The sequence below is a fragment of the Enterobacter sp. SST3 genome (assembly GCF_000286655.1).
GTDB lineage: Bacteria > Pseudomonadota > Gammaproteobacteria > Enterobacterales > Enterobacteriaceae > Enterobacter > Enterobacter roggenkampii.
In genome coordinates this window covers 24,969-49,139 of sequence record NZ_ALNS01000045.1, presented here as the reverse complement: position 1 = coordinate 49,139, position 24,171 = coordinate 24,969, and the positions used below count along the sequence as shown (strand labels likewise).

The window sequence follows — 24,171 nt, the reverse complement described above, 5'->3', positions numbered from 1 at the left end:
AGCCGCCACCCGGCTTTTACATCACTGGTCAGCCGTCTTATCAAAACGACCCAGCACCTCGCGTTCATACGCCAGCGCCTTTTTACGGTCGAATTTGTGTTCCCACTTGGCGATAACCAGCACCGCCAGCGCATTCCCCACCACGTTCAGCGCCGTACGCGCCATGTCGAGGATACGGTCCACACCCGCGATAAAGGCCAGGCCTTCCAGCGGAATGCCTACGCTGCCCAGCGTCGCCAGCAGTACCACGAACGAAACGCCCGGTACGCCTGCGATACCTTTAGACGTCACCATCAGGGTCAGCACCAGGACGATCTCCTGCCACAGCGACAGGTCAATGCCGTACAGCTGGGCAATAAAGATAGCGGCGATACTCTGATACAGCGTGGAACCATCCAGGTTAAAGGAGTAACCCGTCGGCACCACGAAGCTGGTGATCGACGCTGGCGCGCCGTAGGCTTCCATCTTCTCAATAATACGCGGCAGCACGCTCTCAGAGCTTGCCGTGGAGTAGGCCAGAATCAGCTCATCTTTGAGGATACGAATCAGGATCCAGATGCTCAGCCCACACAGACGCGCCACAATTCCCAGCACCACCAGCGCAAAGAACAGGATGGCAAAGTGCACCAGGAGCACCAGCTTCGCCAGCGGCCAGAGGGAGGCAAAACCGAAGTTCGCCACGGTGACGGCGATAAGCGCAAACACCCCTACCGGCGCGTAACGCATCACCATGTGGGTCACTTTAAACATGGTTTCGGAGATCGAGCGGAACACGGTCACCAGCGGTTCGCGGTGCGTCGCGGGCAGTGAAGAGAGCCCCAGACCAAACAGGACCGAGAAGAAGATAATAGGCAGCATCTCGCCCTTCGCCATCGACGCCACGATGTTGGTCGGTACCAGAGAAAGGATCGTGCCCATCAGGCCGTGTGCATGGCTTTGCACGTCAGCGGTCGTACTTTGGTATTTCGAAATATCCACCGTCGCCAGCTGCGACATATCAATCCCGGAACCCGGCTGGAAAACGTTCGCCAGGGTGATGCCGAGAATGATCGCAACCGTAGTGATCACTTCGAAATAGATAATGGTTTTCGCACCAATACGGCCTAACTGCTTCGCATCGCCGACGCCTGCAATACCCACCACCAGCGTCGAGATCACAATCGGTACTACGATCATCTTGATCAGGTGAATAAAGATATCCCCTGCCGGTGAAAGCAGGTTCGCAATCAGCCAGTCGCGGCTGTCGCTGTGATAGTGGAGGTAACTGCCCAGCAGGATGCCCAGCACAAGGGCGATTAAGATCTGCCAGGCCAGGCTGACTTTAACGTTTTTCATAGAAACTGACTTCCTCAATGAAGCGCCTTATTCACTTAAACTGCATGAATATGGGGACATACTGAAAGGGTATGAATTGTGTTGCGTCGATTTATGGGATTTTTTAACGCGGCGTATGAGTATCATTTGCGCGGCCTGTTGCGCAAGCCTTAAAGAACGACGCATTTCACTCGTAAAAGCGTCTGTGACGGGAGTTTCTCCTGATTCTAATAAATAACCTTTTGTTATAAAAAACCTTTTTTAAACATAAATGTAAATAATCGTCAGCATAAATTATTTTCCTTCAAAGTTTCATTCGCTCATTTTTCAACCTGTTCAAACAATGCGTGATCTGTCGCCCAAATAATAAACAAAGCTTGTAAAGCCCCTACTATTAACGTTTTTGCGACATATTATTAACATCTTACAAGGAGAAAAAAAGCCATGAGCCAAATACACAAACATGACATTCCCGCAAACATTGCGGACCGTTGCCTGATCAACCCGGAGCAGTACCACGAGAAATATCAGCAATCTATCACCGCCCCGGACACCTTCTGGGGTGAGCAGGGCCATATCCTTGACTGGATCAAACCTTATCAGAAGGTAAAGAACACCTCCTTTGCGCCCGGTAACGTCTCCATTAAATGGTATGAAGATGGCACGCTGAACCTGGCGGCAAACTGTCTGGACCGTCACCTTGCCGCGCGCGGGAACGAGACGGCGATTATCTGGGAAGGCGATGATGCCTCGCAGAGCAAACACATTACCTATAAAGAACTGCACCGCGACGTGTGCCGCTTTGCCAACGTCCTGCTGGATAAAGGCATTAAAAAAGGCGACGTGGTCGCTATCTATATGCCGATGGTGCCGGAAGCGGCGGTGGCCATGCTGGCCTGTGCGCGTATCGGCGCGATTCATTCCGTTATTTTCGGTGGGTTCTCGCCAGAGGCGGTTGCGGGTCGTATTGTCGATTCAAGCTCAAAACTAGTGATCACCGCCGATGAAGGCGTGCGCGCAGGACGCAGTATCCCCCTGAAAAAAAACGTCGACGAAGCGCTGAAAAACCCGAACGTCAACACGGTCAGCAACGTCATCGTCCTTAAGCGTACCGGCGGCAAAATCGACTGGCACGAGGGGCGCGACCTGTGGTGGAGCGATCTGATTGAAAAGGCGAGCGACCAGCATCAGCCGGAAGAGATGAATGCGGAAGATCCGCTCTTCATTCTTTATACCTCTGGCTCAACCGGCAAACCGAAAGGCGTGCTGCACACCACCGGCGGTTATCTGGTCTACGCGGCCACTACCTTCAAATACGTCTTCGACTACCACCCGGGCGACATCTACTGGTGTACCGCTGACGTGGGCTGGGTCACCGGGCACAGCTACCTGCTGTACGGTCCGCTGGCCTGTGGCGCAACAACGCTGATGTTTGAAGGCGTGCCGAACTGGCCGACCCCGGCGCGCATGTGCCAGGTGGTCGACAAACATCAGGTCAACATTCTCTACACCGCACCAACGGCCATCCGCGCGTTAATGGCGGAAGGCGACAAAGCCATCGAAGGCACCGACCGCTCTTCATTGCGCATCCTCGGTTCCGTGGGTGAGCCAATCAACCCGGAAGCCTGGGAGTGGTACTGGAAGAAAATCGGCAACGAGAAATGCCCGGTCATGGACACCTGGTGGCAGACCGAAACCGGCGGCTTTATGATCACCCCGATGCCGGGCGCCACGCAGCTGAAAGCGGGCTCGGCAACCCGTCCGTTCTTCGGCGTACAGCCTGCGCTGGTGGATAACGAAGGCAACCCGCTGGAAGGGGCCACCGAAGGCAACCTGGTGATCACGGACTCGTGGCCGGGTCAGGCGCGTACCCTGTTCGGCGATCACGATCGCTTCGAGCAGACCTACTTCTCGACCTTTAAAAACATGTACTTCAGCGGTGACGGCGCGCGTCGTGATGAAGACGGTTATTACTGGATCACCGGACGCGTGGACGACGTGCTGAACGTCTCCGGCCACCGTCTGGGCACCGCGGAGATTGAATCGGCGCTGGTGTCGCATCCGAAGATTGCCGAAGCCGCCGTTGTCGGCATTCCGCACAACATCAAGGGCCAGGCAATTTACGCTTACGTCACCCTGAACCACGGGGAAGAGCCGTCGCCAGAGCTCTATGCTGAGGTGCGCAACTGGGTGCGTAAAGAGATTGGCCCGCTGGCAACGCCGGACGTGCTGCACTGGACCGACTCGCTGCCGAAAACCCGCTCCGGCAAAATCATGCGCCGTATCTTGCGCAAAATCGCGGCAGGGGACACCAGCAACCTCGGTGATACCTCAACGCTCGCAGATCCTGGCGTGGTGGAAAAACTGCTCGAAGAGAAGCAGGCCATCGCAATGCCTTCCTAGTGTTTTCTCCCTCTCCCCTCACCCTCTCCCCATAGGGGAGAGGGGATAAAAACAAACCAACCTTACCTTTGGAGACTCTGTGATGAATGACCATATTTGTCAGCAGATAGAGAATAGTGCGCACTACAGGGAGCTCGTCGATAAGCGGCAACGGTTTGCCTTCACCCTTTCCATCATCATGCTGATTATCTATGTCGGCTTTATTCTGCTGATCGCCTTTGCGCCGCACTGGCTGGGCACCCCGCTGCACGAGGGCACCAGCGTGACGCGCGGTATTCCCATTGGCATTGGCGTCATCGTGATTTCATTTGTGCTGACCGGCGTCTACGTCTGGCGCGCGAACGGTGAATTCGATCGCCTTAATAAAGCGGTACTGCAAGAGGTAAAAGCATCATGAAGAGAATTCTGACGGCGCTCGCCGCCACGCTTCCCTTTGCCGCCCACGCGGCAGATGCGATTACCGGCGAGGTACAGCGCCAGCCAACCAACTGGCAGGCGATTGTGATGTTCCTGATTTTCGTGGTGCTGACGCTGTATATCACTTACTGGGCGTCGAAACGCGTGCGCTCCCGTAACGATTACTACACCGCAGGCGGCAACATTACCGGCTTCCAGAACGGGCTGGCGATTGCGGGTGACTTTATGTCCGCCGCCTCGTTCCTCGGGATCTCCGCGCTGGTCTACACCTCCGGCTATGACGGCCTGATTTACTCCCTCGGCTTCCTCGTCGGCTGGCCGATCATTCTGTTCCTGATTGCCGAGCGCCTGCGCAATCTGGGCCGCTACACCTTCGCCGACGTGGCCTCGTATCGCCTGAAGCAGGGACCGATTCGCACCCTCTCCGCCTGCGGTTCGCTGGTGGTGGTGGCGCTGTACCTGATTGCGCAGATGGTGGGCGCGGGTAAACTGATCCAACTGCTGTTCGGCCTGAACTACCACATCGCGGTGGTGCTGGTGGGCGTGCTGATGGTGATGTACGTTCTGTTCGGCGGCATGCTGGCGACGACCTGGGTGCAGATCATCAAAGCCGTGCTGCTGCTGTTCGGCGCCAGCTTTATGGCCTTTATGGTGATGAAGCACGTCGGGTTCAGCTTCAATAACCTGTTCACTGAAGCCATGGCGGTCCACCCGAAAGGGGAAGCCATCATGAGCCCGGGCGGGCTGGTGAAAGACCCGATATCGGCCCTGTCGCTCGGTCTGGGCCTGATGTTTGGTACCGCAGGCTTACCGCATATCCTGATGCGCTTCTTCACCGTGAGCGACGCGCGTGAAGCGCGCAAGAGCGTCTTCTACGCGACCGGCTTCATGGGCTACTTCTATATCCTGACCTTTATCATCGGCTTTGGCGCGATCATGCTGGTAGGGGCGAACCCGGCGTTTAAAGACGCGGCGGGCGCGCTGATTGGCGGCAATAACATGGCGGCGGTGCATCTGGCCGACGCGGTGGGCGGCAACCTGTTCCTCGGCTTTATCTCCGCCGTGGCCTTCGCCACCATTCTTGCGGTGGTTGCGGGTTTAACGCTGGCCGGCGCGTCGGCGGTCTCGCATGACCTCTACGCCAACGTCTTCCGCAAAGGCGCGAGCGAGCGCGATGAGCTGAAGGTCTCCAAAATCACCGTGCTGGTGCTGGGCGTTGTGGCGATCCTGCTGGGCATTCTGTTCGAGAAGCAAAATATCGCCTTTATGGTGGGGCTGGCCTTCTCCATCGCGGCAAGCTGTAACTTCCCGATCATCCTGCTCTCCATGTACTGGTCGAAGCTGACCACCCGTGGCGCGATGATTGGCGGCTGGCTGGGGCTGCTGACGGCGGTGATCCTGATGATTCTGGGCCCAACGATTTGGGTGCAGATCCTCGGTCACGCCAGCGCCATCTTCCCGTATGAATATCCGGCGCTGTTCTCCATTGCCGTGGCGTTTATCGGTATCTGGGTCTTCTCGGCTACCGACAATTCGCCGGAAGGTAACCTGGAGCGCGAGAAATTCCGCGCCCAGTTTATTCGTTCACAAACCGGTCTTGGCGTTGAGCAGGGCCGCGCGCACTAAACCTTTCTCCCCGGCCATTCTGGCCGGGGAGCTTAAAACATCACCCACGCCACCAGCGGCGCAATCAGCACCATTACCACGCCCGACAGCATCATCACCAGGCTCGCGACAACGCCCTCCTGCTGGCCCAGCTCATAGGAGCGTGCCGTGCCCGCGCCGTGCGACGCCGCGCCAAACCCCGCGCCTTTGGCCATCCCTTCCCGAATAGAAAGCCGCAGAAAGAGCATATCGCCCACCGCCATCCCAAAGACGCCCGTCACCACCACAAACAGCGCCACCAGGTCCGGCTGTCCGCCGAGGGGTTTCGCCGCCGCGAGCGCAAACGGCGTGGTCACCGAGCGCACGGCCAGGCTGCGCTGAATTTCATCGGGCAGCGTAAACAGTCTCGCCAGCCAGACGGAGCTACAGACCGCGACCACCGTAGCGGTGATCACGCCTGCGCTGAGCGACATCCAGTGGCGCCTGATAATCGCCAGGTTGTCGTAAACGGGCACGGCAAAGGCGATGGTCGCCGGGCCGAGCAGCCACAGCAGCCAGTGGGATTCACCAATGTAGTTCTGCCAGGAGATATGGCCGAAGACCAGCATCAGCACCAGCAGGATCGGCGTGAAGACCAGCGGCATCAGCGGCAGCGCATGAAACCGGCGATACAGCCGCTTGTTGGCAAAGTAGATCGCCAGCGTCGCGATCAGGCACAAGACGCTGATCTGAAAGTTAGTCATGTTTGTGCCTGCTGATTTCAAAGCGATACACTTTATCCACCACCCAGGCGGTCGCTCCCAGCACCATCAGCGTACTCAGCGCAATCACCGCGAAGATGCGCCAGCCGTCCACCATCAGCAGCTGCGCATAGTTCACCACCGCCACCACGGCAGGCACAAAGAACAGCAGCATCTCCGCCAGCAGCCAGCGCGCCCCGGCGCGCACCCAGTTAAGGGGGATCACGCGACAGAGGATGAGCGTCAACATCAGCAGCATCCCCACCAGGTTGGCAGGCAGCGGCAGGTGGAGCCAGCCGACAAGATATTCGGCGAAAACAAACAGTCCCGCGTAAAGCAGTACCTGAGCCGGGACCTGGAGTCGTTGTACAACGGCAGGCGTAACACGGCTTAACGCCACGGCCATGGGGGTTTTCCTCAAAAATGAGACGAGGCGCCAGTATAGTGAGCGCACGGTATGGACTGAAATGAATTAAAATCATCACAGGTATAGTTTCGAGGAATAATCATGGACATAAGAACGCTGCGCTATTTTGTCGAAGTGGTTCGCCAGCAAAGTTTTACCCGCGCAGCGGAGAAGTTATTTGTTACCCAGCCCACCATCAGCAAGATGCTGAAAAACCTCGAAGATGAACTGAACTGTACCCTGCTGATCCGCGACGGGCGCAAGCTGCTGCTGACCGACACCGGACGCGTGGTGTTCGAACGCGGGCTGGCCATTCTGGCGGAGTTCCGCCAGCTGGAAGCGGAGCTGGACGATATTAATCATCTGACCAAAGGGGTGCTTCGCCTCGGCATTCCACCGATGGTGGGGATGATGATGGCCGGGCCGATCGGCCTGTTTCGCCAGCGCTATCCTGGCGTAGAGCTGAAGATTTCGGAGTTTGGTGGCTTAACCGTCCAGCAGGCCGTCACTAACGGCGAGCTCGACGTGGCCATGACCGCCCTCCCCGTTGAGGAAGAGAGCGGCCTGGCGACGCTTCCGCTTTTTAGCCACCCGCTGTGCGTGCTGGTTCCCCGCTCCGGCGACTGGCTGAAAAGGGACGCGGTGAAGCCTGAGCTGCTCGGCGAACACCCTCTGCTGATCTACAACGAAGACTTCGCTCTTAGCCGCCAGCTAATGACGCTGTTTAACCAACATAACGTCAAGCCGCGCATCGCGGTGCGCAGCGGTCAGTGGGATTTCCTGGCCGCGATGGTGCAGGCGGGCGTGGGGATTGCCATTCTGCCGCAGCCGATTTGCGAGCATCTGGACAAAAACACGCTGCGCTGGATCCCGCTGGAGAGCGATCTGCACTGGCAGTTAGGGATGATCTGGCGTGAAGGGGTCTATTTGTCGCAGAGCGCGCAGGCGTGGCTGCAGTGTTGTGAGGGGTTTTGGGTGCGGTCTGAATAGTGCCGGGTGGCGCTGCGCTTACCGGGCCTACGTTCGAACCGTAGGCCGGGTAAGGCGAAGCCGCCACCCGGCAAAACAGCGCTACTGATTCTCTATCAACAGCGCTTCCAGCAGGTCCAGATCGTGCAGCAGCTTTTGCAGCGTCTCGTTGCTGATCTGGCGCGTGGCGCGCAGGTGATACAGTTCGGCACGCTCTGAGCGCAGCGCGGCCAGACGGAACCGGCGTTCCAGGTTCTCCTCCTGCAGCGAGCTTTCCACATCGTTACGCCCGTCCGCGCGGCGACGCAGGTTACCAATTACGCGGGAACTCACCTCCGTCAGCAGCTGATTGTCGATGTTCTCTTCCGCATCCGCGGCCAGGCGCTCTTCCATTTTCTGGATGGCGACAATCGCCACTTCGGCGGTGGCCGCACGCGCAATACGCTCTTCCTTGTGCTGCTGGGTCGAATCGCCAACATCAATATGCTGGAGCAAAATCGGCAGCATAATCACGCCGACGAACAGGGAGAACAAAATCACCCCCGCCGCCAGGAACACCAGTTCGTAACGCGCCGGGAAGACATCGCCCGTCGGCAGCAGCAGCGGAATGGAGAGCACACCGGCGAGGGTTATCGCCCCGCGTACGCCCGCAAAAGAGGCAATCAGCAGCTCACGCGTTGTCCACGAGCCGAACTCCATCGGTTTTTTCTTCAGGAAGCGGACGCTGAAGTTTTTCATCGTCCACAGCCAGCCGAAACGCACCAGCATCAGCGCCAGGTAGATCAGCACGATGTCGGTAAACAGCATCCAGACCTCAACGTTCGGATCGGCCTCCGCCGCCACCAGCGAGGATTCCATAATGCCCGGCAGCTGCAGGCCCAATAGCAGGAATACCATGCCGTTAAAGACAAACTCCAGCATCGCCCAGGTGCTGTTAGCACGCAGGCGCATCGCCAGCGGCGCGCGGCGCATCACGCCGGAGCGGGTGATGGTCATCCCTGCCGCGACCGCGGCCAGAATGCCCGACACGCCGATATGTTCGGCAATCAGATAAGAGGCGAACGGCAGCAGGAACAGCAGCACGATCTGCGTCGCGGGTTCATCGCCGCCCCAGCGGCTGAGGAAGCGCAATGAGCGGCCGTACAGCCAGCTCACCACGAAGCCCGCGAGAATACCGCCGATGGCTACCTTAAAGAACTCCAGCGTCGCGCCGCCGACGGTAAAGACCATCGTGCCCATCGCAACGGCCACGGCAAACTTCAGGGCAACCAGGCCGGAGGCGTCATTCATCAGCGCCTCACCCTGTAAAATCCCCATGATTTTCTTCGGAATGCGGCCTTCGCCCACAATGCCGGACAGCGCCACGGCATCGGTTGGCGACAGCACGGCGGCCAGCGCAAAGGCAGGAATTAACGGGATACCCGGTACCGTCCAGTAGATCAGGAAACCAATCCCGACGACGGTGACCACCACCAGCGCAAGCGCCAGGCCGAAGATCTCTCGCCCGTGCTCAAGGAACTCGCGCGTGGGCGTTTTCCAGCCATCGGCAAACAGCAGTGGCGGGATGAACAGCACGAGGAACAGTTCGGGGTCAAATTCCACGTGCAGGCCAAACGTTGGCCACGCCAGCAGCGCGCCGATGGCAATTTGCATTAATGGCAGGGGGACCTGAAAGGGCAGTACGCGTGTAACCACCCCGGATAGCGAGACCACAAGGGTCATGATGAGTATTGTGAAGAAGATTTCCATGCGTTCCCTGTTTGCTGTGTTGCTTATGTACTCCGGAAGGCGTCGTGCCTTTTATTCTATCTTCCCCAGAGTAACGCAAAAGGCAACAGGATGAGTCCTGAAAATAAAAACGGGCGGCCTGAGCCACCCGTTTTCGCATCAAAGGACAACTCAGATTGCCCAGCCGCCCGCGTAAAACGCCACCAGCGCAACGGCAATCACAACGGTGCCAACGTTCAGCTTGCGCCATTCACCGGAGACCAGACGACCAATCACCAGCGACGCGAAGCCGATCATAATGCCGGTCACGATGTTACAGGTCAGTACGATGAAGACCGCGGTAATCAGGCCAGACATCGCGTCAACGAAATCCGCAAAGTCGATTTTCGCCACGTTGCTCAGCATCAGCAGGCCAACGTACATCAGCGCTGGCGCGGTCGCGTACGCCGGAACCAGATAGGAGAGCGGGGAGAGGAACAGGATCAGCATGAACAGCACGCCCACGGTGATCGCCGTCAGGCCGGTTTTACCGCCCGCCGCCGTACCCGCTGCGGACTCGATGTACACCGCCGCAGGCGCTGCGCCCACCAGGCCCGAGAAGACGCTGCTCAGGGAGTCCGTAGTCAGCGCTTTGCCGCCGTCAATAATCTGACCGTCTTTATCCAGCAGGTTCGCCTGACCGGCCACCGCACGAATGGTACCGGTCGCGTCAAACACGGCGGTCATCACCAGCGCCAGCACGCTTGGCAGGATCACCGGGTTGAGCGCGCCAACGATATCCAGGCTGCCAATCAGAGAGTTGCCTTTGTCATCGCTCAGCGACGGCATGGCGAAAATGCCGGAGAAGTGGACGTTCGGATCGAAAATCAGGCCCACAATGGACACGCCGATAATGGTCAGCAGAATGCCGCCCGGGACTTTCAGTTTTTCCAGACCGATAATCACCGCCAGGCCGATCAGCGACATGATCACCGGGAAGCTGGCGAAGTGGCCCAGCGCAACCGGCAGGCCGTCGAGCGGGTTCTTGATAACCAGACCGACGCCATTGGCGGCGATCAGCAGCAGGAACAGGCCGATGCCGATGCCGGTACCGTGCGCCACGCCCTGCGGCAGGTTGCGCAAGATCCAGCTACGGATGCCGGTCGCTGAAATAACGGTAAACAGCACACCCATCAGGAACACGGCGCCAAGCGCAACCGGTACGCTGATGTGCTGGCCCAGCACCAGGCTGAACGCGGTAAACGCGGTCAGGGAGATGGCGCAACCAATCGCCAGCGGCAGGTTCGCCCACAGGCCCATCACGATAGAGCCCACGCCGGCCACAAGGCAGGTCGCCACAAAGACAGCCGCTGGCGGGAAGCCCGCTTTGCCCAGCATACCCGGCACAACGATGACGGAATAAACCATCGCCAGAAACGTTGTCAAACCGGCAACGATTTCCTGGCGCACGGTGCTGCCGCGGGCCGAAATTTTAAACATGGCGTCAAGTGAACCGCCAGTACGCGCAGATGGCGTAGACATAGAAAACATCCCCTGAGAGTTTTTTAGGAAGTCCGTAAGCGAGGTGGAGACGCCACTGCCAGCTAAACGTCAAATCCTTGTGTTGCGTTTGCGACGAAAGGGCGTCACATAAAAAGCAAACGTTTAGCTCCGCGCTTACAAACGGGTGGTCAAATTAAGGCAAACGATTATCTAGCCTAATCCCCGCCCTTTTCAACTGAACTTTATCGTTTTTCGCTAAAATTCCCTTATGACGCTGAAGAAATAAACAGAGGATGCGCAAACGTTATCGTCTATGCGCAATTTGTTTACATTTCAATCCTCACCCGGGATGGATAACGGTCCCCCTTGTGCCAGGGTTCGTTGCCAGCCGGGGCTGTTTTCAACTTTCGTTTTCCATGCCTGACTATGCGGCAGGTTGTCGATACCGCCGCGCGCCAGCAGGGCAAAGATCGGGAAGCTCATTTGAATGTCGGCCATGCTGAGCGAATCCCCGGCAAACCAGCTGTTTTTAGCAAGGTGCGACTCAATAAAGCGCGCATGGGTTTCCAGCTGGCGGTTAAGGTACGCTTTCTGCACCCCCTGCCCAAGCGCTTTGCCCAGGGTTCGGATACCAAACGGCACCGGCGGCTTGCCGAGACTGCTGAAGACCAGCTTCATTAGCAGCAGCGGCATCAGCGATCCTTCCGCGTAGTGCAGCCAGAAGCGATACTGCACCTTATGCGCCGGATCTAAAGGCTTAAGCCGCGACTCGGCATCGTATGTTTCCTGCAGATACTCCAGAATGGCGCCAGACTCCGCGAGGATCAGCCCGTTATCTTCGATGACTGGCGATTTGCCCAGCGGATGCACCTTTTTGAGAGCCTCCGGCGCAAGCATGTTCTTTTCGCGCTGATAGTGAACGATCTCATAAGGCAGACCGAGTTCTTCCAGCGCCCAGATCACGCGGTGCGAGCGCGACTGGTTAAGGTGGTGTACCGTGAGCATGGTTTTCTCCTGTTATTCATACTTTTTAACTATAGAAAATCGAACAACACCGCGAAAAAAATTCGGCTAAAAACCGGTCAGCGACGCTGGCGAAAAAACGGGTCTTGCATAGAATTAAAGTGTCAGCACAATCCGGAACCTCCCCAACCAGCTCGACACGAGGGGTGCTGATGTCGGGGGAAACCCTCCCGTGAACCAGCGGGATAGAGAGAAAGACAAAGACCGGGAAAAACTAAAGCGCCCTTCGTGGCGCTTTAGTTCTTTATTATGCGGGGTTTTGCCGGGTGGCGCTTCGCTTACCCGGCCTACGTTCTCGGTGTTGTAGGCCGGGTAAGGCGCAGCCGCCACCCGGCAAACCGATCTCAATCCTCTTCCAGCAACCGCGCTCCCGTCCCCTGTTCGCCCAGTTTGTCGCCGGGGTTACGCAACGGGCAGTCGCTGCGCGACAGGCAGCCGCAGCCGATACAACCATCCAGCTCATCGCGCAGCGCGACCAGCGTATGGATACGCCTGTCCAGCTCTTCTCGCCACTGGGATGAAAGCTCTTTCCACTCTTTCGGGCTCAGCGTATGCCCTTCCGGCAGCACGCCAAATGCCTCGCCAATGGTAGCCAGGGGAATGCCGATTCGTTGCGCAATTTTGATAATCGCCACGTAGCGGAGCACGTCGCGGGTATAGCGACGCTGGTTGCCGCCGTTGCGGATGCTTTTAATTAACCCTTTGCTTTCATAGAAGTGGAGCGCCGACACCGCAACGCCGCTTCGCTTTGCCACTTCGCCGGGGGTTAACAGCGCTTTAATGCGCGGCAATCTCTTTTCCATAAAACCTCTTTACCTCAAGTTAACCTGAGGAATTATACTCCCCCGCAGAGAAAACGACGAATCAACCGAGAAAGTTGTATCTACAGAGGGGCAACCTTATGTCGCATCAGCAGATTATTCAGACGCTTATTGAATGGATTGACGATCATATCGACCAACCGTTGAACATTGATGTGGTCGCGAAAAAGTCGGGCTATTCGAAATGGTATTTACAGAGAATGTTCCGCACGGTCATGCATCAGACGCTGGGTGAGTACATTCGTCAGCGCAGGCTGCTGCTGGCGGCGCAGGCGCTACGCTCAACGCAGCGGCCGATTTTTGATATCGCGATGGATCTTGGCTATGTGTCGCAACAAACCTTTTCCCGCGTGTTTCGCCGCGAGTTTGACCGCACGCCGAGCGACTATCGCCACCAGTTGAATTAATTACTCTCAGTGCAAAGGTTGCTGCTGCCAGGTCATAAATTCCTGGGGCGGCATCGCTTTCGCGAAGTGCCATCCCTGACAAAACTGGACGCCGCGCTTCAACAGCCAGCTCACCTGCTCTGCCGTCTCGACCCCTTCCGCAATGGTTTTCAGCCGCAGGCTTTGCGCCATCTCGATAATATGCTCGGCGATCAGGTGGCTGGTGCTGTTGGTCGTTAAGGTATCGATAAACGATTTATCGATTTTCAGAATATCGACGTTCAGCGAGTAGAGGTTGTGCAGGTTCGAATAGCCGGTACCGAAATCATCGATCGCCACTTCATACCCCGCCTGACGGAAAGCCTGAATCACCGGCGTGGTTTTAGGCACATCGATAAAACCGCGTTCCGTCACTTCAATTTTGATTTGCTGCGCGCGGACGGCGTAGTGGCGAACCTTCTCAGAAATCATGGCGATCAGCCGCGAGGAGTGGAAATCCGTGGCCGACAGGTTAATCGAAATATAGAGATGCGGATGCTCGGCCAGGAAATGGCCCAAATCGCTGAACACTTCCTCAACGACGTAATCCGTAATCCGCTCGCTCATCCCCTCATTTTCAGCCAGCGGAATAAACTCAGCCGGGCTCATCACCTGACCGTTAAAACCCGGCCAGCGTAACAACGCCTCCGCGCCGACACACCGGTTGTTCTTAATATCAATAATCGGTTGATAGTGCACGCAAAGCTGGCGTTTGTTCAGCGCCCGGTGCAGTAAACGCCCCGGCGAATTAAGCTCACGATGAGTACGGGACCAGACCAGCAAAATAATAATGCTGCAGATCATGCCCAGCGGCAGCGTTAATGTCGCCTGATGATAAAGCGTTTCATAAAAGCGTTTATTCGATGTCGACACGATGGCCGCAATCGGTCTTTTAGGGGATGTGACGATCGTATAAAAGCGGTTATCTTTTTGAAATACCGATTCCTTATCCCGAATCAGCGAATTTAATAACGAAACGTTGGCTTTCTGACTGACGGAAAAGAAAGCATTGGTTACCGTGTCGTAAACCCCCCACGAGAGAGAATGATCCGCGGACATGACTTCGCTGTATGAAAGTGGATTAACGACCACTACATAATTTCCGCGCTGCATATATGTCATTTTATAGCCAGTATAAAATGGGGTGTCGCGATAATAATAGATAGCGACGTCAGGTTTTCGCGTGTAATTAGCGACGGGTATGGCGTAGGGTTGATCCGGTGTGAAAACGGTCGAACAAAGAAAATTCTGACCTTCAGCGTAAATTAAATCGGCAACAAACAGGCGACCACGAACAACGTTCAACATATATTGACGGTGTCCCGGGGTACAGAGCTCGCCCCGATATTTTTCTGCCTCGTCCCGGGCCAGATCAACCTGTTGTATAACCAGCTCAGTTTTGTCTAAAGCCAGTTCAGCAAATGTCCGTAGCTGGGCGCTTGTTTCAGACACGGCTCTTAGCTGGGCAAACCATAGCGCAAGCATCACCGGCAGCATAACTACCATGATGATCCCTACCACCCTGAGCATCTTGCGCCGCGCGCTACGATTCATTTCCCGCCCTATATCCCTGCATGTTGTACGCCTGTAGTAATGAAGGCCGGATGCTGTGTTAAACAGGTGATTACGTTGCATGAATCATGCGAAGTTAGCAACTGACTTTTCGTATTAAAAATCTTAAATTTCGTTATGACGATAATATTTTCCCGTAAGTGAAACTGTAAGTATTCGTTCCGTTTCAATTAAGGAAAATAATTATCCAGCCCTCGAAGGCGGAGGGAAGATAACACAACAGACGATCGTTGATTAAGCCAAACTTCTGGCAGCATGAAAAAAGCGCACCTTTATCATGACGTTTTATGCTATTTACTGTGGGGCATTGTGTGCGTTGATTTATAAATAATCAGTCTTCGCCGCACTATTTTATGATTCGACTGAGCCCCTCTTATAAAAACCGAATTTGAGGTATCACCACTAGCCCGATGGACGTTTCCGGCACGCTGGGGGGCGCCTCCTCGCGCGCCGAAGGCAGGGCCAGCCTGCACACACTCTTTACCTGAGGAATAAAAACCGTTTTTTGATCACACAGACACTGGCGAATAAATCAACAAATGTGATATAGTTCACACATATTCTGTAACGAGAAACACCGTTTCATTCAGGTCGTCTGTTTTGTAGAGGATGGGTTTATGGCAACCATTACTACCAGCATGGTTCTCCTGCGCTGGCCTTTGTTGAGTGCGGTACTGATGTTTTTGGCCAGCACGCTGAACATTCAGTTTCGTAAATCTGACTACGCGGGTCTCGCTGTCATCAGCACCCTGTTGGGGCTGGGTGCAGCATGTTGGTTTGCAACGGGGTTGCTTGGCATTACCCTGCTGGATATCGCCGCCGTCTGGGAAAATATCAAAGTGGTGATGGTTGAAGCGATGAGCCACACGCCACCAGACTGGCCAATGGTGATTACCTGATCCCTTTATGGAATAAAAAAACCCAGACGATGTCTGGGTTTTTTGTTTGAAGGACGCACAAATCAGAACGGAATGTCGTCGTCGAAATCCATTGGCGGTTCGTTAGACGGCGCCGGAGCAGACTGCTGCTGCGGACGAGACTGCGCGCCGCCGCTGAACTGGTTGCCGCCCTGTGGCTGCTGAGGCTGCCCCCAACCGCCCTGCTGCTGGCCGCCACCTGCTGGTGCGCCACCGCCCTGACGGCCACCCAGCATCTGCATGGTGCCGCCGACGTTAACCACGACTTCAGTGGTGTACTTCTCAGCACCGGACTGATCGGTCCATTTGCGGGTACGCAGCTGGCCTTCGATATAGACCTGAGAACCTTTACGCAGATACTCACCGGCCACTTCTGCCAGTTTGCCAAACAGCACAACGCGGTGCCATTCGGTCTGCTCTTTCATCTCACCGGTCGCTTTATCACGCCAGGATTCGGAAGTAGCCAGCGTAATGTTGGCAACTGCGCCACCACTCGGCATGTAGCGTACTTCCGGGTCCTGGCCCAGATTACCGACGAGAATCACCTTGTTTACGCCTCTGCTGGCCATGTTCGTGTCTCCTGAATACGTTTCTTAATAGTGTAAACGCGCGAGTGTACCATTTCCACGCTGCATTTTGATAGCTGCGAGATGGATTCCAGAGTTCTCGTGCGAACATAACATTGTTACACACAGTCCGTCAGAAAATGCATTCCAATACTGTATATTCAAACAGGTCAAATTGTGTCATAATTAGCCGTTTCTGACAGCCGTTTGTCCTTCAAACAAACCAGGCAATCCGTGTTCCAACCGGGAAAGGTGAATGGATAAGATCGAAGTTCGGGGCGCCCGCACCCACAATCTCAAGAATATCAACCTCATAATCCCTCGCGACAAACTCATTGTCGTGACCGGGCTTTCGGGGTCTGGCAAATCCTCACTGGCTTTCGACACTCTGTATGCCGAAGGACAGCGTCGTTACGTTGAATCGCTCTCGGCGTACGCGCGTCAGTTCCTGTCGCTGATGGAAAAACCGGATGTCGACCACATTGAAGGGTTGTCTCCTGCTATCTCTATCGAGCAGAAGTCCACGTCGCATAACCCGCGCTCCACGGTCGGTACCATTACTGAAATTCATGACTACCTGCGTCTGCTGTATGCCCGCGTGGGTGAGCCGCGCTGCCCGGACCACGACGTCCCGCTGGCGGCACAGACCGTGAGCCAGATGGTGGATAACGTGCTGTCTCAGCCGGAAGGCAAACGCCTGATGCTGCTGGCGCCAATCATTAAAGAGCGTAAGGGCGAACACACCAAAACGCTGGAGAACCTGGCAAGCCAGGGCTATATCCGCGCCCGTATTGACGGCGAGGTGTGTGACCTGTCCGACCCTCCCAAGCTGGAACTGCAGAAGAAGCACACCATCGAGGTGGTGATTGACCGCTTTAAGGTGCGTGACGATCTCGCCACGCGTCTCGCAGAATCGTTTGAAACGGCGCTGGAGCTCTCCGGCGGCACGGCCGTGGTTTCCGACATGGACGACCCGCAGGCGGAAGAGCTGCTCTTCTCCGCCAACTTTGCCTGCCCGATTTGCGGCTACAGCATGCGCGAGCTGGAACCGCGCCTGTTCTCGTTTAACAACCCGGCGGGCGCCTGCCCGACGTGTGACGGCCTGGGCGTCCAGCAGTATTTCGACCCGGACCGCGTGATCCAGAATCCGGAGCTGTCGCTGGCGGGTGGCGCCATTCGCGGCTGGGACAAGCGTAACTTCTATTACTTCCAGATGCTGAAGTCGCTGGCGGAGCACTACAAGTTTGACGTGGAAGCGCCGTGGGCGAGCCTGAGCCCGAACGTACACAAAGTGATCCTGTTCGGTTCTGGCAAAGAGAACATCGAGTTCAAGTATATGAACGATCGCGGCGATACCTCCGTGCGTCGCCACCCGTTCGAAGGGGTGCTGCACAATATGGAGCGCCGCTACAAAGAGACCGAATCCAGCGCGGTGCGCGAGGAGCTGGCGAAGTTCATCAGCAACCGCTCCTGCGCCACCTGCGAGGGCACGCGCCTGCGTCGCGAAGCGCGCCACGTGTTTGTGGAAAATACGGCGCTGCCGACCATCTCAGACATGAGCATCGGCCACGCGATGGACTTCTTCAATAACCTGAAGCTCTCCGGCCAGCGCGCCAAAATTGCCGAAAAAGTCTTGAAAGAGATTGGCGATCGCCTGAAGTTCCTGGTGAACGTCGGACTGAACTACCTGACGCTTTCACGCTCGGCAGAAACGCTCTCCGGCGGTGAAGCCCAGCGTATTCGTCTGGCGAGCCAGATTGGTGCGGGCCTGGTGGGCGTGATGTACGTGCTCGATGAGCCGTCCATCGGCCTGCACCAGCGCGATAACGAACGTCTGCTCGGCACCCTGGTTCACCTGCGTAACCTCGGTAACACGGTGATCGTGGTGGAGCACGACGAAGACGCGATCCGCGCCGCAGACCACGTGATCGACATCGGCCCGGGCGCTGGCGTGCACGGCGGCCAGGTGGTGGCGGAAGGCACGCTGAAGGACATTATGGCGGTGCCCGAGTCGCTGACCGGCCAGTACATGAGCGGCAAGCGCAAGATTGAAGTACCAAAACAGCGCGTGGCGGCGAACCCGGAAAAAGTGCTGAAGCTGACCGGCGCGCGCGGCAACAACCTGAAAGACGTTACCCTGACGCTGCCGGTGGGCCTGTTTACCTGCATTACCGGCGTGTCCGGTTCCGGTAAGTCGACGCTGATCAACGATACGCTGTTCCCGATTGCTCAGACGGCGCTGAACGGCGCGACGCTGGCCGAACCGGCACCGTACCGTGACATCCAGGGGCTGGAGCATTTCGATAAGGTTATCGACATCGACCAGAGCCCGATTGGCCGTACGCCGCGCTCTAACCCGGCAACCTATACCGGTGTTTTCACGCCCGTACGTGAACTTTTTGCCGGTGTGCCGGAAGCGCGTTCACGCGGCTACACGCCGGGACGTTTCAGCTTTAACGTGCGCGGCGGTCGCTGTGAAGCGTGCCAGGGCGACGGCGTGATCAAGGTTGAGATGCACTTCCTGCCGGATATCTACGTGCCGTGCGACCAGTGCAAAGGCAAGCGCTATAACCGCGAAACGCTGGAGATTAAGTACAAGGGCAAGACCATCCACGAAGTGCTGGATATGACCATCGAAGAGGCGCGCGAGTTCTTTGACGCCGTTCCCGCGCTGGCGCGTAAGCTGCAGACGCTGATGGACGTCGGCCTGACCTATATTCGTCTGGGGCAGTCCGCCACAACGCTGTCCGGCGGTGAAGCGCAGCGCGTGAAGCTGGCGCGCGAGCTGTCAAAACGCGGTACCGGCCAGACGCTGTATATCCTGGATGAGCCGACCACCGGTCTGCACTTTGCCGACATCCAGCAGCTGCTGGACGTGCTGCATCAGCTGCGCGATCAGGGCAACACCATCGTGGTCATCGAACATAACCTGGACGTGATTAAAACCGCGGACTGGATTGTCGATCTTGGCCCGGAAGGCGGCAGCGGCGGCGGTGAAATCCTCGTCTCCGGTACGCCAGAGACCGTTGCAGAGTGCGAAGCCTCGCACACCGCGCGCTTCCTTAAACCGTTGCTGTAATTGTCACACGGAGAGTTGCTGTCGGGTCGTTTCCGGCAGCAGCTCAACCGCCTGCTGATAGGACGCGTCCACCAGGTAGTAAATTTGCGAGCCTGGAATCGATCCATCCAGATAGACGGTGCTCCAGTGCGCCTTATTGAGGTGCTGGCTCGGCCTCACGTCATCATGCTGCTGACGCAGTAAATCCGCCAGTTCAGGGCTGGTTTTCAGCGACGCCGCCGGACGGCCCTCCACCTCTTTCACCATCGCAAACAGCACATCCCCCACCTTAACCTGCGTGGCTTTCCAGTCGCTATGGACGCTCTGCTCCGCGCCGGGCTTGCTCATGCAGTACTGAAGTATCTCCGAAATTGTCATCTTTATTCCCCTTGTAGCGTGGCGATAATTTTACGCGAACCACCGTGAATGCGATGCTCTCCCAGCCAGATCCCCTGCCACGTGCCCAACAGCAGCCGTCCGTTGTGGACCGGCAGCATCAGCGATACACCCAGCAGGGAAGATTTGATATGCGAAGGCATATCGTCCGCCCCCTCATAGTCATGCTCGTAGGGCGCGTTGTCCGGGACGCTCTTCAGAAAATGACGCTCCATGTCAGACCGGACGGTGGGATCGCAATTTTCATTCAGCGTGAGAGAGGCTGACGTGTGCTGAAGCAGCAGATGCAGCAAACCCGTTTTGACCCGCGACAGGTCGCGGAGCTGCCCGATGACTTCATCCGTCACCAGGTGAAAACCGCGTGGTTTAGCGCTTAAGGTCAGGGTCTGTTGGTACCACATCTGCTGCTCCGTAATGAAAGATGAATCTTTCTAAGTGTGCAGCAAGAAGGCGAAAGGTAAAACCCGCAGCAGCGAGATTTGATTAAAAAAGAGTCAAACTCGCTGCTAGCGGCTTAATACTCCGAGTTGACGATCACCTCTTCACCAAACTTTCCGGCCATCGGCAGCGGTCGATAGGTCGAGTTAGACGCGCGTAACACCCTGATCCCTCTGGCACCTGCATCCTGCGCGGCGGTAATGTCATTATCCGAATCGCCATAAAACACTTTGATGTTTTTCTTTTCCAGCCACTGGATTTTGGTGTTTTGCCCCTCTTTGTCACCCGCAAAAATGACCGGATTCATATTGGCAACCGGGATCTGGAAATCGTCCTGCAGTGTTCTGGAGACGGTTTCCGTTTTGGTCTGGCTACGGCCGGTAACGAAGTAAATGCTGTCACCGCGCTTAACGTGCATAGCAATAAGCGCCCGGGCGACCTCTTTCGGGATGCTGTACTCGTCCCAGCCGTTATTCATTTTTTCCCAGAACTCCGGATTCTTTAGATACGCTTCGCTGTCCGGTGAATACATTTTTTTGCCGCGCCAGAAGCCAGGGCTTGAGAACAGCACGGTATCGTCAATGTCGAAGCCCACGGCCATTGGCGCGCGTCCCATCAGGCTGTTTTCGATTTGGGCCACGGAGACCCAGTGAATGGGCGCCTGTTCGGCAAGCATGGCGGCGGTGGTGCCGGTGTAAAGCGGCGTCGGTGCCGAGGCACGTGCGACGACGGCGCTATTAAGTGAGAACAATAAGCAGGCGGCGCTGAGCGCCAGTGTGATCTTGCGCATGTTTTCCCCTGAATATTCAGCTTGTTATCGTTTTATTTTGAGTGAATGGTCAAAAAACTATCCGACCTTAACCCCAGCGGGAGGTGAAGGGAAGGAGTTTTTGCTTATGAAGCGGAATAAAAAGAAGACGATCACAAAGTGTGGATGAGTGATGTAGGCCCGGTAAGGCGCAGCCGCCACCGGGCAAGATTTTCTGCGGCCTGATGCCCTCACCCCAGCCCTCTCCCACAGGGAGAGGGAGATAAAAAGTAGTGAGTACTTACATCACAGCTGCAAACGCCTGCGCCACGCGGTGAACGTTGCTGGCATTCAGGCCCGCCACGCACATACGGCCGCTGGCGATCAGGTAGACACCGAACTCTTCGCGCAGGCGATCGACCTGCGCCGCGCTCAGTCCGGTATAGCTGAACATCCCGCGCTGCTTGAGCAGATAATCAAAGTTATGCCCTGGCACAGCCTCTTTCAGGACGTTAACCAGCGCCTGACGCATCGACAGGATGCGCTTACGCATCGCTTCCACTTCGGCAAGCCAGGATGCTTTCAGCGTTTCGTCACCGAGAACCGTCGCCACCACCTGAGCACCAAAGTTTGGCGGGCTGGAGTAGATACGGCGCACCGTCGCTTTCAGCTGGCCCAGCACGCGGCCCGCCGCTTCGGCGTCTTCACACACCACGGACAGGCCACCAACGCGTTCACCGTACAGGGAGAAGATCTTAGAGAAGGAGTTACTCACCAGTACAGGCAGCCCGGCGCTGGCAGCGGCACGGATGGCATAGGCGTCTTCTTCCATACCCGCGCCAAAGCCCTGGTAGGCAATGTCGAGGAACGGGATCAGGTCGCGGGTCTTCAGCACCTCGATCACCGCATCCCACTGGGCATTGGTGAGATCCGCCCCGGTTGGGTTATGGCAGCATGGGTGCAGCAGCACAATACTGCGCGCTGGCAGCGTGTTCAGCTTTTCCAGCAGCGCGTCAACGCGCACGCCGTTCGTTTCGCTGTCGAACCACGGATAGGTCGCCACCTTAAAGCCCGCGCCCTCGAAGATCGCAACGTGGTTTTCCCACGTCGGGTCGCTGACCCACACGCCTGAATCCGGGAAATATTTTTTCAGGAAGTCTGCACCGACTTTCAGCGCACCCGAGCCGCCCAGCGTCTGGATAGTCGCCACGCGTTTTTGCGCGAGCACTGCGTGATCGGCGCCGAACAGCAGCGGTGCAATGGTGTTGCGATAAGCGTTTAGCCCTTCCATCGGCAGATAAAGAGACGCGCCGTGTGGAACCGCGTTCAGACGCGCTTCGGCTTCGGCAACGGCTTTTAATTGAGGAATAATGCCATCCTCGTTGTAATACAGACCGATGCTGAGGTTCACTTTGTCGCTGCGAGGATCTTCTTTGAAACGCTCCATTAAGGAGAGGATAGGGTCGCCGGCATAGGCGTCAACTTTCTGAAACACGCGATGGTTCTCCGGAATTCGATGAGGCAGGGATTTCAACAATAAACCGGAAGCAGATGAAGGTCGAGAGCGATATCAGATCGGTCCCTGGATATATCGGCAAATGTGATCGATTCGCTCAGGCAGTGAGCCCCGCACGCGCAGAAAAGGAATATTTCGTGCCGACAGCTCTGCTTCATACCATACTTGCTGTCGATGGCGAAACGCCTCGCCCTGCCGGGTGCCATCCTGCACAAACGGAAATTCATCTCCGCAAAGTACGACCAGTGCATAGTCTCGTTCAGCTAACTCCTTTAACGCCTGCGGCGCGCTGCCAAACTGATCGAGTGCGTAAAACAGGGTCGTTAAAGGTGAGGTATCACAGACCAGATAAGGCGCCGTGCAGGCTAATGCTTCCCGACGTACTTGCTCGCGGGCAATATGCAGCAAATCCTCCCGATCCAGGATACCGTTCTTCGCTTCCCAGTGTTCACGGCCATACTCTGCAACGTACGGAACGTTTAGCGTCTGCGCCAGAGCCTTTGCTAGCGTGCTTTTGCCCGTCGATTCTCCACCTAATAAGCAGATACGAAAAACAAAGCTGCGGTACACCTCTGGGGACATCATCTTACGATAACGATGAACATCAGAACGGATGAGCGTTCCCGAAGGGGCCTCTGGTCCCCGTTGGCGCTGGAGACGCACGTGCGCAACCGGTCGTCCGAAACGCTGGCTCAGGACAGCGGCAAACCCGTCTCCATAGTCTTCGGCAGTAAATACCGCCTCTGGCTGACAGTGCAAAATGTCCTCACACAGCGTTGCAACATAATGCCGGTGAAGATCGTCATCAGCGTCATTCGGTGGCGGTGGCGCAAGGCCATATGCAGCCAACACATGCGGCGAAAGCACGAGGTGGCGACATTGCGGAAAGCGCGTTGTTAACCAGTTAAGCCGCTTTTCAGGTTCGTAACCGCGTATTTCCGGCGACGAATAGCTGATGATACAGACCGTCTCGCACTGCTCAAGTGCCGTATTGATAAGCGCTTCATGGCCTGCATGTAATGGTGCGAATTTGCCTACCACCAGGCCGTTGGCATACAGCGTCATTGCGCACGGATCTCCTTGCGCCACTGATACAGTCCGTGCCACGCATTAAACCAAAACACCAGATATAAACCGGCGGTCAGATACAGTTCTCTCGTCGCGTACAGCGGTACTGCCAGCGTGTTAACGGCAAGCCAGATGTACCAGTTTTCCAGACGCCGTCCCATCAACATAAACTGAGCAAGAATACTGAATGTCAAAATGATGGAGTCCAGCCAGGGGGCCCATGCGTTGGTATAGAGATGCAATATCCACCCGTACGCCGCTGCTACGCTTACGGCGCAGGCTAAAAGCATAAAAAAATGTCCCGGTCTGGTACGACGGACAGACAAGACCTCTCCATGATTGCCTTTAAGCCAATGCAGCCAGCCGGTTATGCTCGTTATGATGAAAAAGAACTGAAGGGTAACGTCAGCATAAAGCTGCACAGAATAGAAGACCCAGGCATAAAGCCCGCTACCGATGATGCCTATCCACCACGTATGGATATTATTTCTGGCGGCCAGCCAGACTGAGAGAGCATAGGCCAGACACGCAGCGATTTCTGAAAGGGACATTATCCTTC

General features: G+C 56.4%; 22 protein-coding genes. 7 read left to right on the top strand and 15 right to left on the bottom strand.

The window, feature by feature from the left end:
- Positions 1 to 21: 21 nt before the first annotated feature.
- Positions 22 to 1,335, bottom strand: a complete 1,314-nt coding sequence (gltP, locus tag B498_RS00830; protein WP_008503398.1) for a glutamate/aspartate:proton symporter GltP — start codon at positions 1,333 to 1,335, stop codon at positions 22 to 24.
- Positions 1,336 to 1,758: 423 nt separating this feature from the next.
- Here gltP and acs point away from each other — a divergent pair, with 423 nt between their 5' ends.
- The 3 genes from acs (at position 1,759) to actP (ending at position 5,760) form a co-directional block, all read left to right on the top strand.
- The gene (gene acs, locus B498_RS00835) at positions 1,759 to 3,717 is read left to right on the top strand and encodes an acetate--CoA ligase (RefSeq protein ID WP_008503397.1); all 1,959 of its coding nucleotides are present in this window, start codon (positions 1,759 to 1,761) and stop codon (positions 3,715 to 3,717) included.
- 82 nt (positions 3,718 to 3,799) lie between these two features.
- Positions 3,800 to 4,114 (top strand): DUF485 domain-containing protein, encoded by a 315-nt coding sequence (locus tag B498_RS00840; RefSeq protein ID WP_008503396.1) that lies wholly within the window; start codon positions 3,800 to 3,802, stop codon positions 4,112 to 4,114.
- Positions 4,111 to 5,760, top strand: coding sequence for a cation/acetate symporter ActP (gene actP / locus B498_RS00845; protein ID WP_008503395.1), 1,650 nt, complete (start codon positions 4,111 to 4,113; stop codon positions 5,758 to 5,760). Before B498_RS00840 ends, actP begins: the two co-directional genes overlap by 4 nt.
- Before the next feature lie 32 nt (positions 5,761 to 5,792).
- Here actP and B498_RS00850 read toward each other — a convergent pair whose 3' ends face one another.
- A complete protein-coding gene (locus B498_RS00850; RefSeq protein ID WP_008503394.1) occupies positions 5,793 to 6,482 on the bottom strand; it encodes an LrgB family protein in 690 nt (229 codons plus the stop codon).
- Positions 6,475 to 6,885: a CidA/LrgA family protein gene (locus B498_RS00855; protein ID WP_008503393.1), complete on the bottom strand. Its 411-nt coding sequence runs from the start codon at positions 6,883 to 6,885 to the stop codon at positions 6,475 to 6,477. The genes B498_RS00850 and B498_RS00855 overlap by 8 nt, the downstream gene beginning before the upstream one ends.
- 102 nt (positions 6,886 to 6,987) lie before the next feature.
- On the opposite strand from B498_RS00855, the gene B498_RS00860 reads away from it, so the two are divergent.
- The gene (locus tag B498_RS00860; RefSeq protein WP_008503392.1) at positions 6,988 to 7,875 is read left to right on the top strand and encodes a LysR family transcriptional regulator; all 888 of its coding nucleotides are present in this window, start codon (positions 6,988 to 6,990) and stop codon (positions 7,873 to 7,875) included.
- Between the two features lie 81 nt (positions 7,876 to 7,956).
- Here the strand turns inward: B498_RS00860 and B498_RS00865 are convergent, their stop codons facing one another.
- From B498_RS00865 to soxR, 4 genes are all read right to left on the bottom strand, one after another.
- Positions 7,957 to 9,603, bottom strand: a complete 1,647-nt coding sequence (locus tag B498_RS00865; RefSeq protein WP_008503391.1) for a Na+/H+ antiporter — start codon at positions 9,601 to 9,603, stop codon at positions 7,957 to 7,959.
- A 150-nt stretch (positions 9,604 to 9,753) separates the two neighbouring features.
- Positions 9,754 to 11,103 (bottom strand): guanine/hypoxanthine transporter GhxP, encoded by a 1,350-nt coding sequence (ghxP, locus tag B498_RS00870; RefSeq protein ID WP_008503390.1) that lies wholly within the window; start codon positions 11,101 to 11,103, stop codon positions 9,754 to 9,756.
- 294 nt (positions 11,104 to 11,397) lie between these two features.
- Positions 11,398 to 12,069 carry a glutathione S-transferase family protein gene (locus tag B498_RS00875; protein ID WP_008503389.1) on the bottom strand — a complete coding sequence of 224 codons (672 nt, stop codon included), beginning with the start codon at positions 12,067 to 12,069 and terminating at the stop codon, positions 11,398 to 11,400.
- A gap of 362 nt (positions 12,070 to 12,431) precedes the next feature.
- Positions 12,432 to 12,890: a redox-sensitive transcriptional activator SoxR gene (soxR, locus tag B498_RS00880; protein ID WP_008503388.1), complete on the bottom strand. Its 459-nt coding sequence runs from the start codon at positions 12,888 to 12,890 to the stop codon at positions 12,432 to 12,434.
- 98 nt (positions 12,891 to 12,988) lie between these two features.
- Here soxR and soxS point away from each other — a divergent pair, with 98 nt between their 5' ends.
- Complete coding sequence (gene soxS, locus B498_RS00885; protein WP_008503387.1) at positions 12,989 to 13,315, top strand: superoxide response transcriptional regulator SoxS; 327 nt, start codon at positions 12,989 to 12,991, stop codon at positions 13,313 to 13,315.
- A 6-nt stretch (positions 13,316 to 13,321) separates the two neighbouring features.
- Here soxS and B498_RS00890 read toward each other — a convergent pair whose 3' ends face one another.
- Complete coding sequence (locus B498_RS00890) at positions 13,322 to 14,887, bottom strand: EAL domain-containing protein (protein WP_008503386.1); 1,566 nt, start codon at positions 14,885 to 14,887, stop codon at positions 13,322 to 13,324.
- Positions 14,888 to 15,522: 635 nt separating this feature from the next.
- On the opposite strand from B498_RS00890, the gene B498_RS00895 reads away from it, so the two are divergent.
- Positions 15,523 to 15,804 carry a YjcB family protein gene (locus tag B498_RS00895; RefSeq protein ID WP_008503385.1) on the top strand — a complete coding sequence of 94 codons (282 nt, stop codon included), beginning with the start codon at positions 15,523 to 15,525 and terminating at the stop codon, positions 15,802 to 15,804.
- 62 nt (positions 15,805 to 15,866) lie between these two features.
- On the opposite strand, the gene ssb1 is transcribed toward B498_RS00895, so the two are convergent.
- Positions 15,867 to 16,391 carry a single-stranded DNA-binding protein SSB1 gene (gene ssb1, locus B498_RS00900; RefSeq protein WP_008503384.1) on the bottom strand — a complete coding sequence of 175 codons (525 nt, stop codon included), beginning with the start codon at positions 16,389 to 16,391 and terminating at the stop codon, positions 15,867 to 15,869.
- 253 nt (positions 16,392 to 16,644) lie between these two features.
- Here ssb1 and uvrA point away from each other — a divergent pair, with 253 nt between their 5' ends.
- Entirely contained in the window at positions 16,645 to 19,467 is a 2,823-nt protein-coding gene (uvrA, locus tag B498_RS00905) for an excinuclease ABC subunit UvrA (protein ID WP_008503383.1), read from the top strand.
- Positions 19,468 to 19,470: 3 nt separating this feature from the next.
- Here uvrA and B498_RS00910 read toward each other — a convergent pair whose 3' ends face one another.
- The 6 genes from B498_RS00910 to pnuC all read right to left on the bottom strand — a co-directional run bounded on the left by B498_RS00910 (position 19,471) and on the right by pnuC (position 24,163).
- Complete coding sequence (locus B498_RS00910) at positions 19,471 to 19,824, bottom strand: MmcQ/YjbR family DNA-binding protein (protein WP_008503382.1); 354 nt, start codon at positions 19,822 to 19,824, stop codon at positions 19,471 to 19,473.
- Between the two features lie 2 nt (positions 19,825 to 19,826).
- Positions 19,827 to 20,243 carry a secondary thiamine-phosphate synthase enzyme YjbQ gene (locus B498_RS00915; protein ID WP_008503381.1) on the bottom strand — a complete coding sequence of 139 codons (417 nt, stop codon included), beginning with the start codon at positions 20,241 to 20,243 and terminating at the stop codon, positions 19,827 to 19,829.
- Between the two features lie 113 nt (positions 20,244 to 20,356).
- A complete protein-coding gene (gene aphA, locus B498_RS00920) occupies positions 20,357 to 21,070 on the bottom strand; it encodes an acid phosphatase AphA (RefSeq protein ID WP_008503380.1) in 714 nt (237 codons plus the stop codon).
- Between the two features lie 259 nt (positions 21,071 to 21,329).
- Complete coding sequence (tyrB, locus tag B498_RS00925) at positions 21,330 to 22,523, bottom strand: aromatic amino acid transaminase (RefSeq protein WP_008503379.1); 1,194 nt, start codon at positions 22,521 to 22,523, stop codon at positions 21,330 to 21,332.
- Positions 22,524 to 22,598: 75 nt separating this feature from the next.
- Positions 22,599 to 23,609 carry an AAA family ATPase gene (locus tag B498_RS00930; RefSeq protein ID WP_008503378.1) on the bottom strand — a complete coding sequence of 337 codons (1,011 nt, stop codon included), beginning with the start codon at positions 23,607 to 23,609 and terminating at the stop codon, positions 22,599 to 22,601.
- Positions 23,606 to 24,163: a nicotinamide riboside transporter PnuC gene (gene pnuC, locus B498_RS00935; RefSeq protein WP_008503377.1), complete on the bottom strand. Its 558-nt coding sequence runs from the start codon at positions 24,161 to 24,163 to the stop codon at positions 23,606 to 23,608. Before pnuC ends, B498_RS00930 begins: the two co-directional genes overlap by 4 nt.
- Between the last annotated feature and the right edge of the window lie 8 nt (positions 24,164 to 24,171).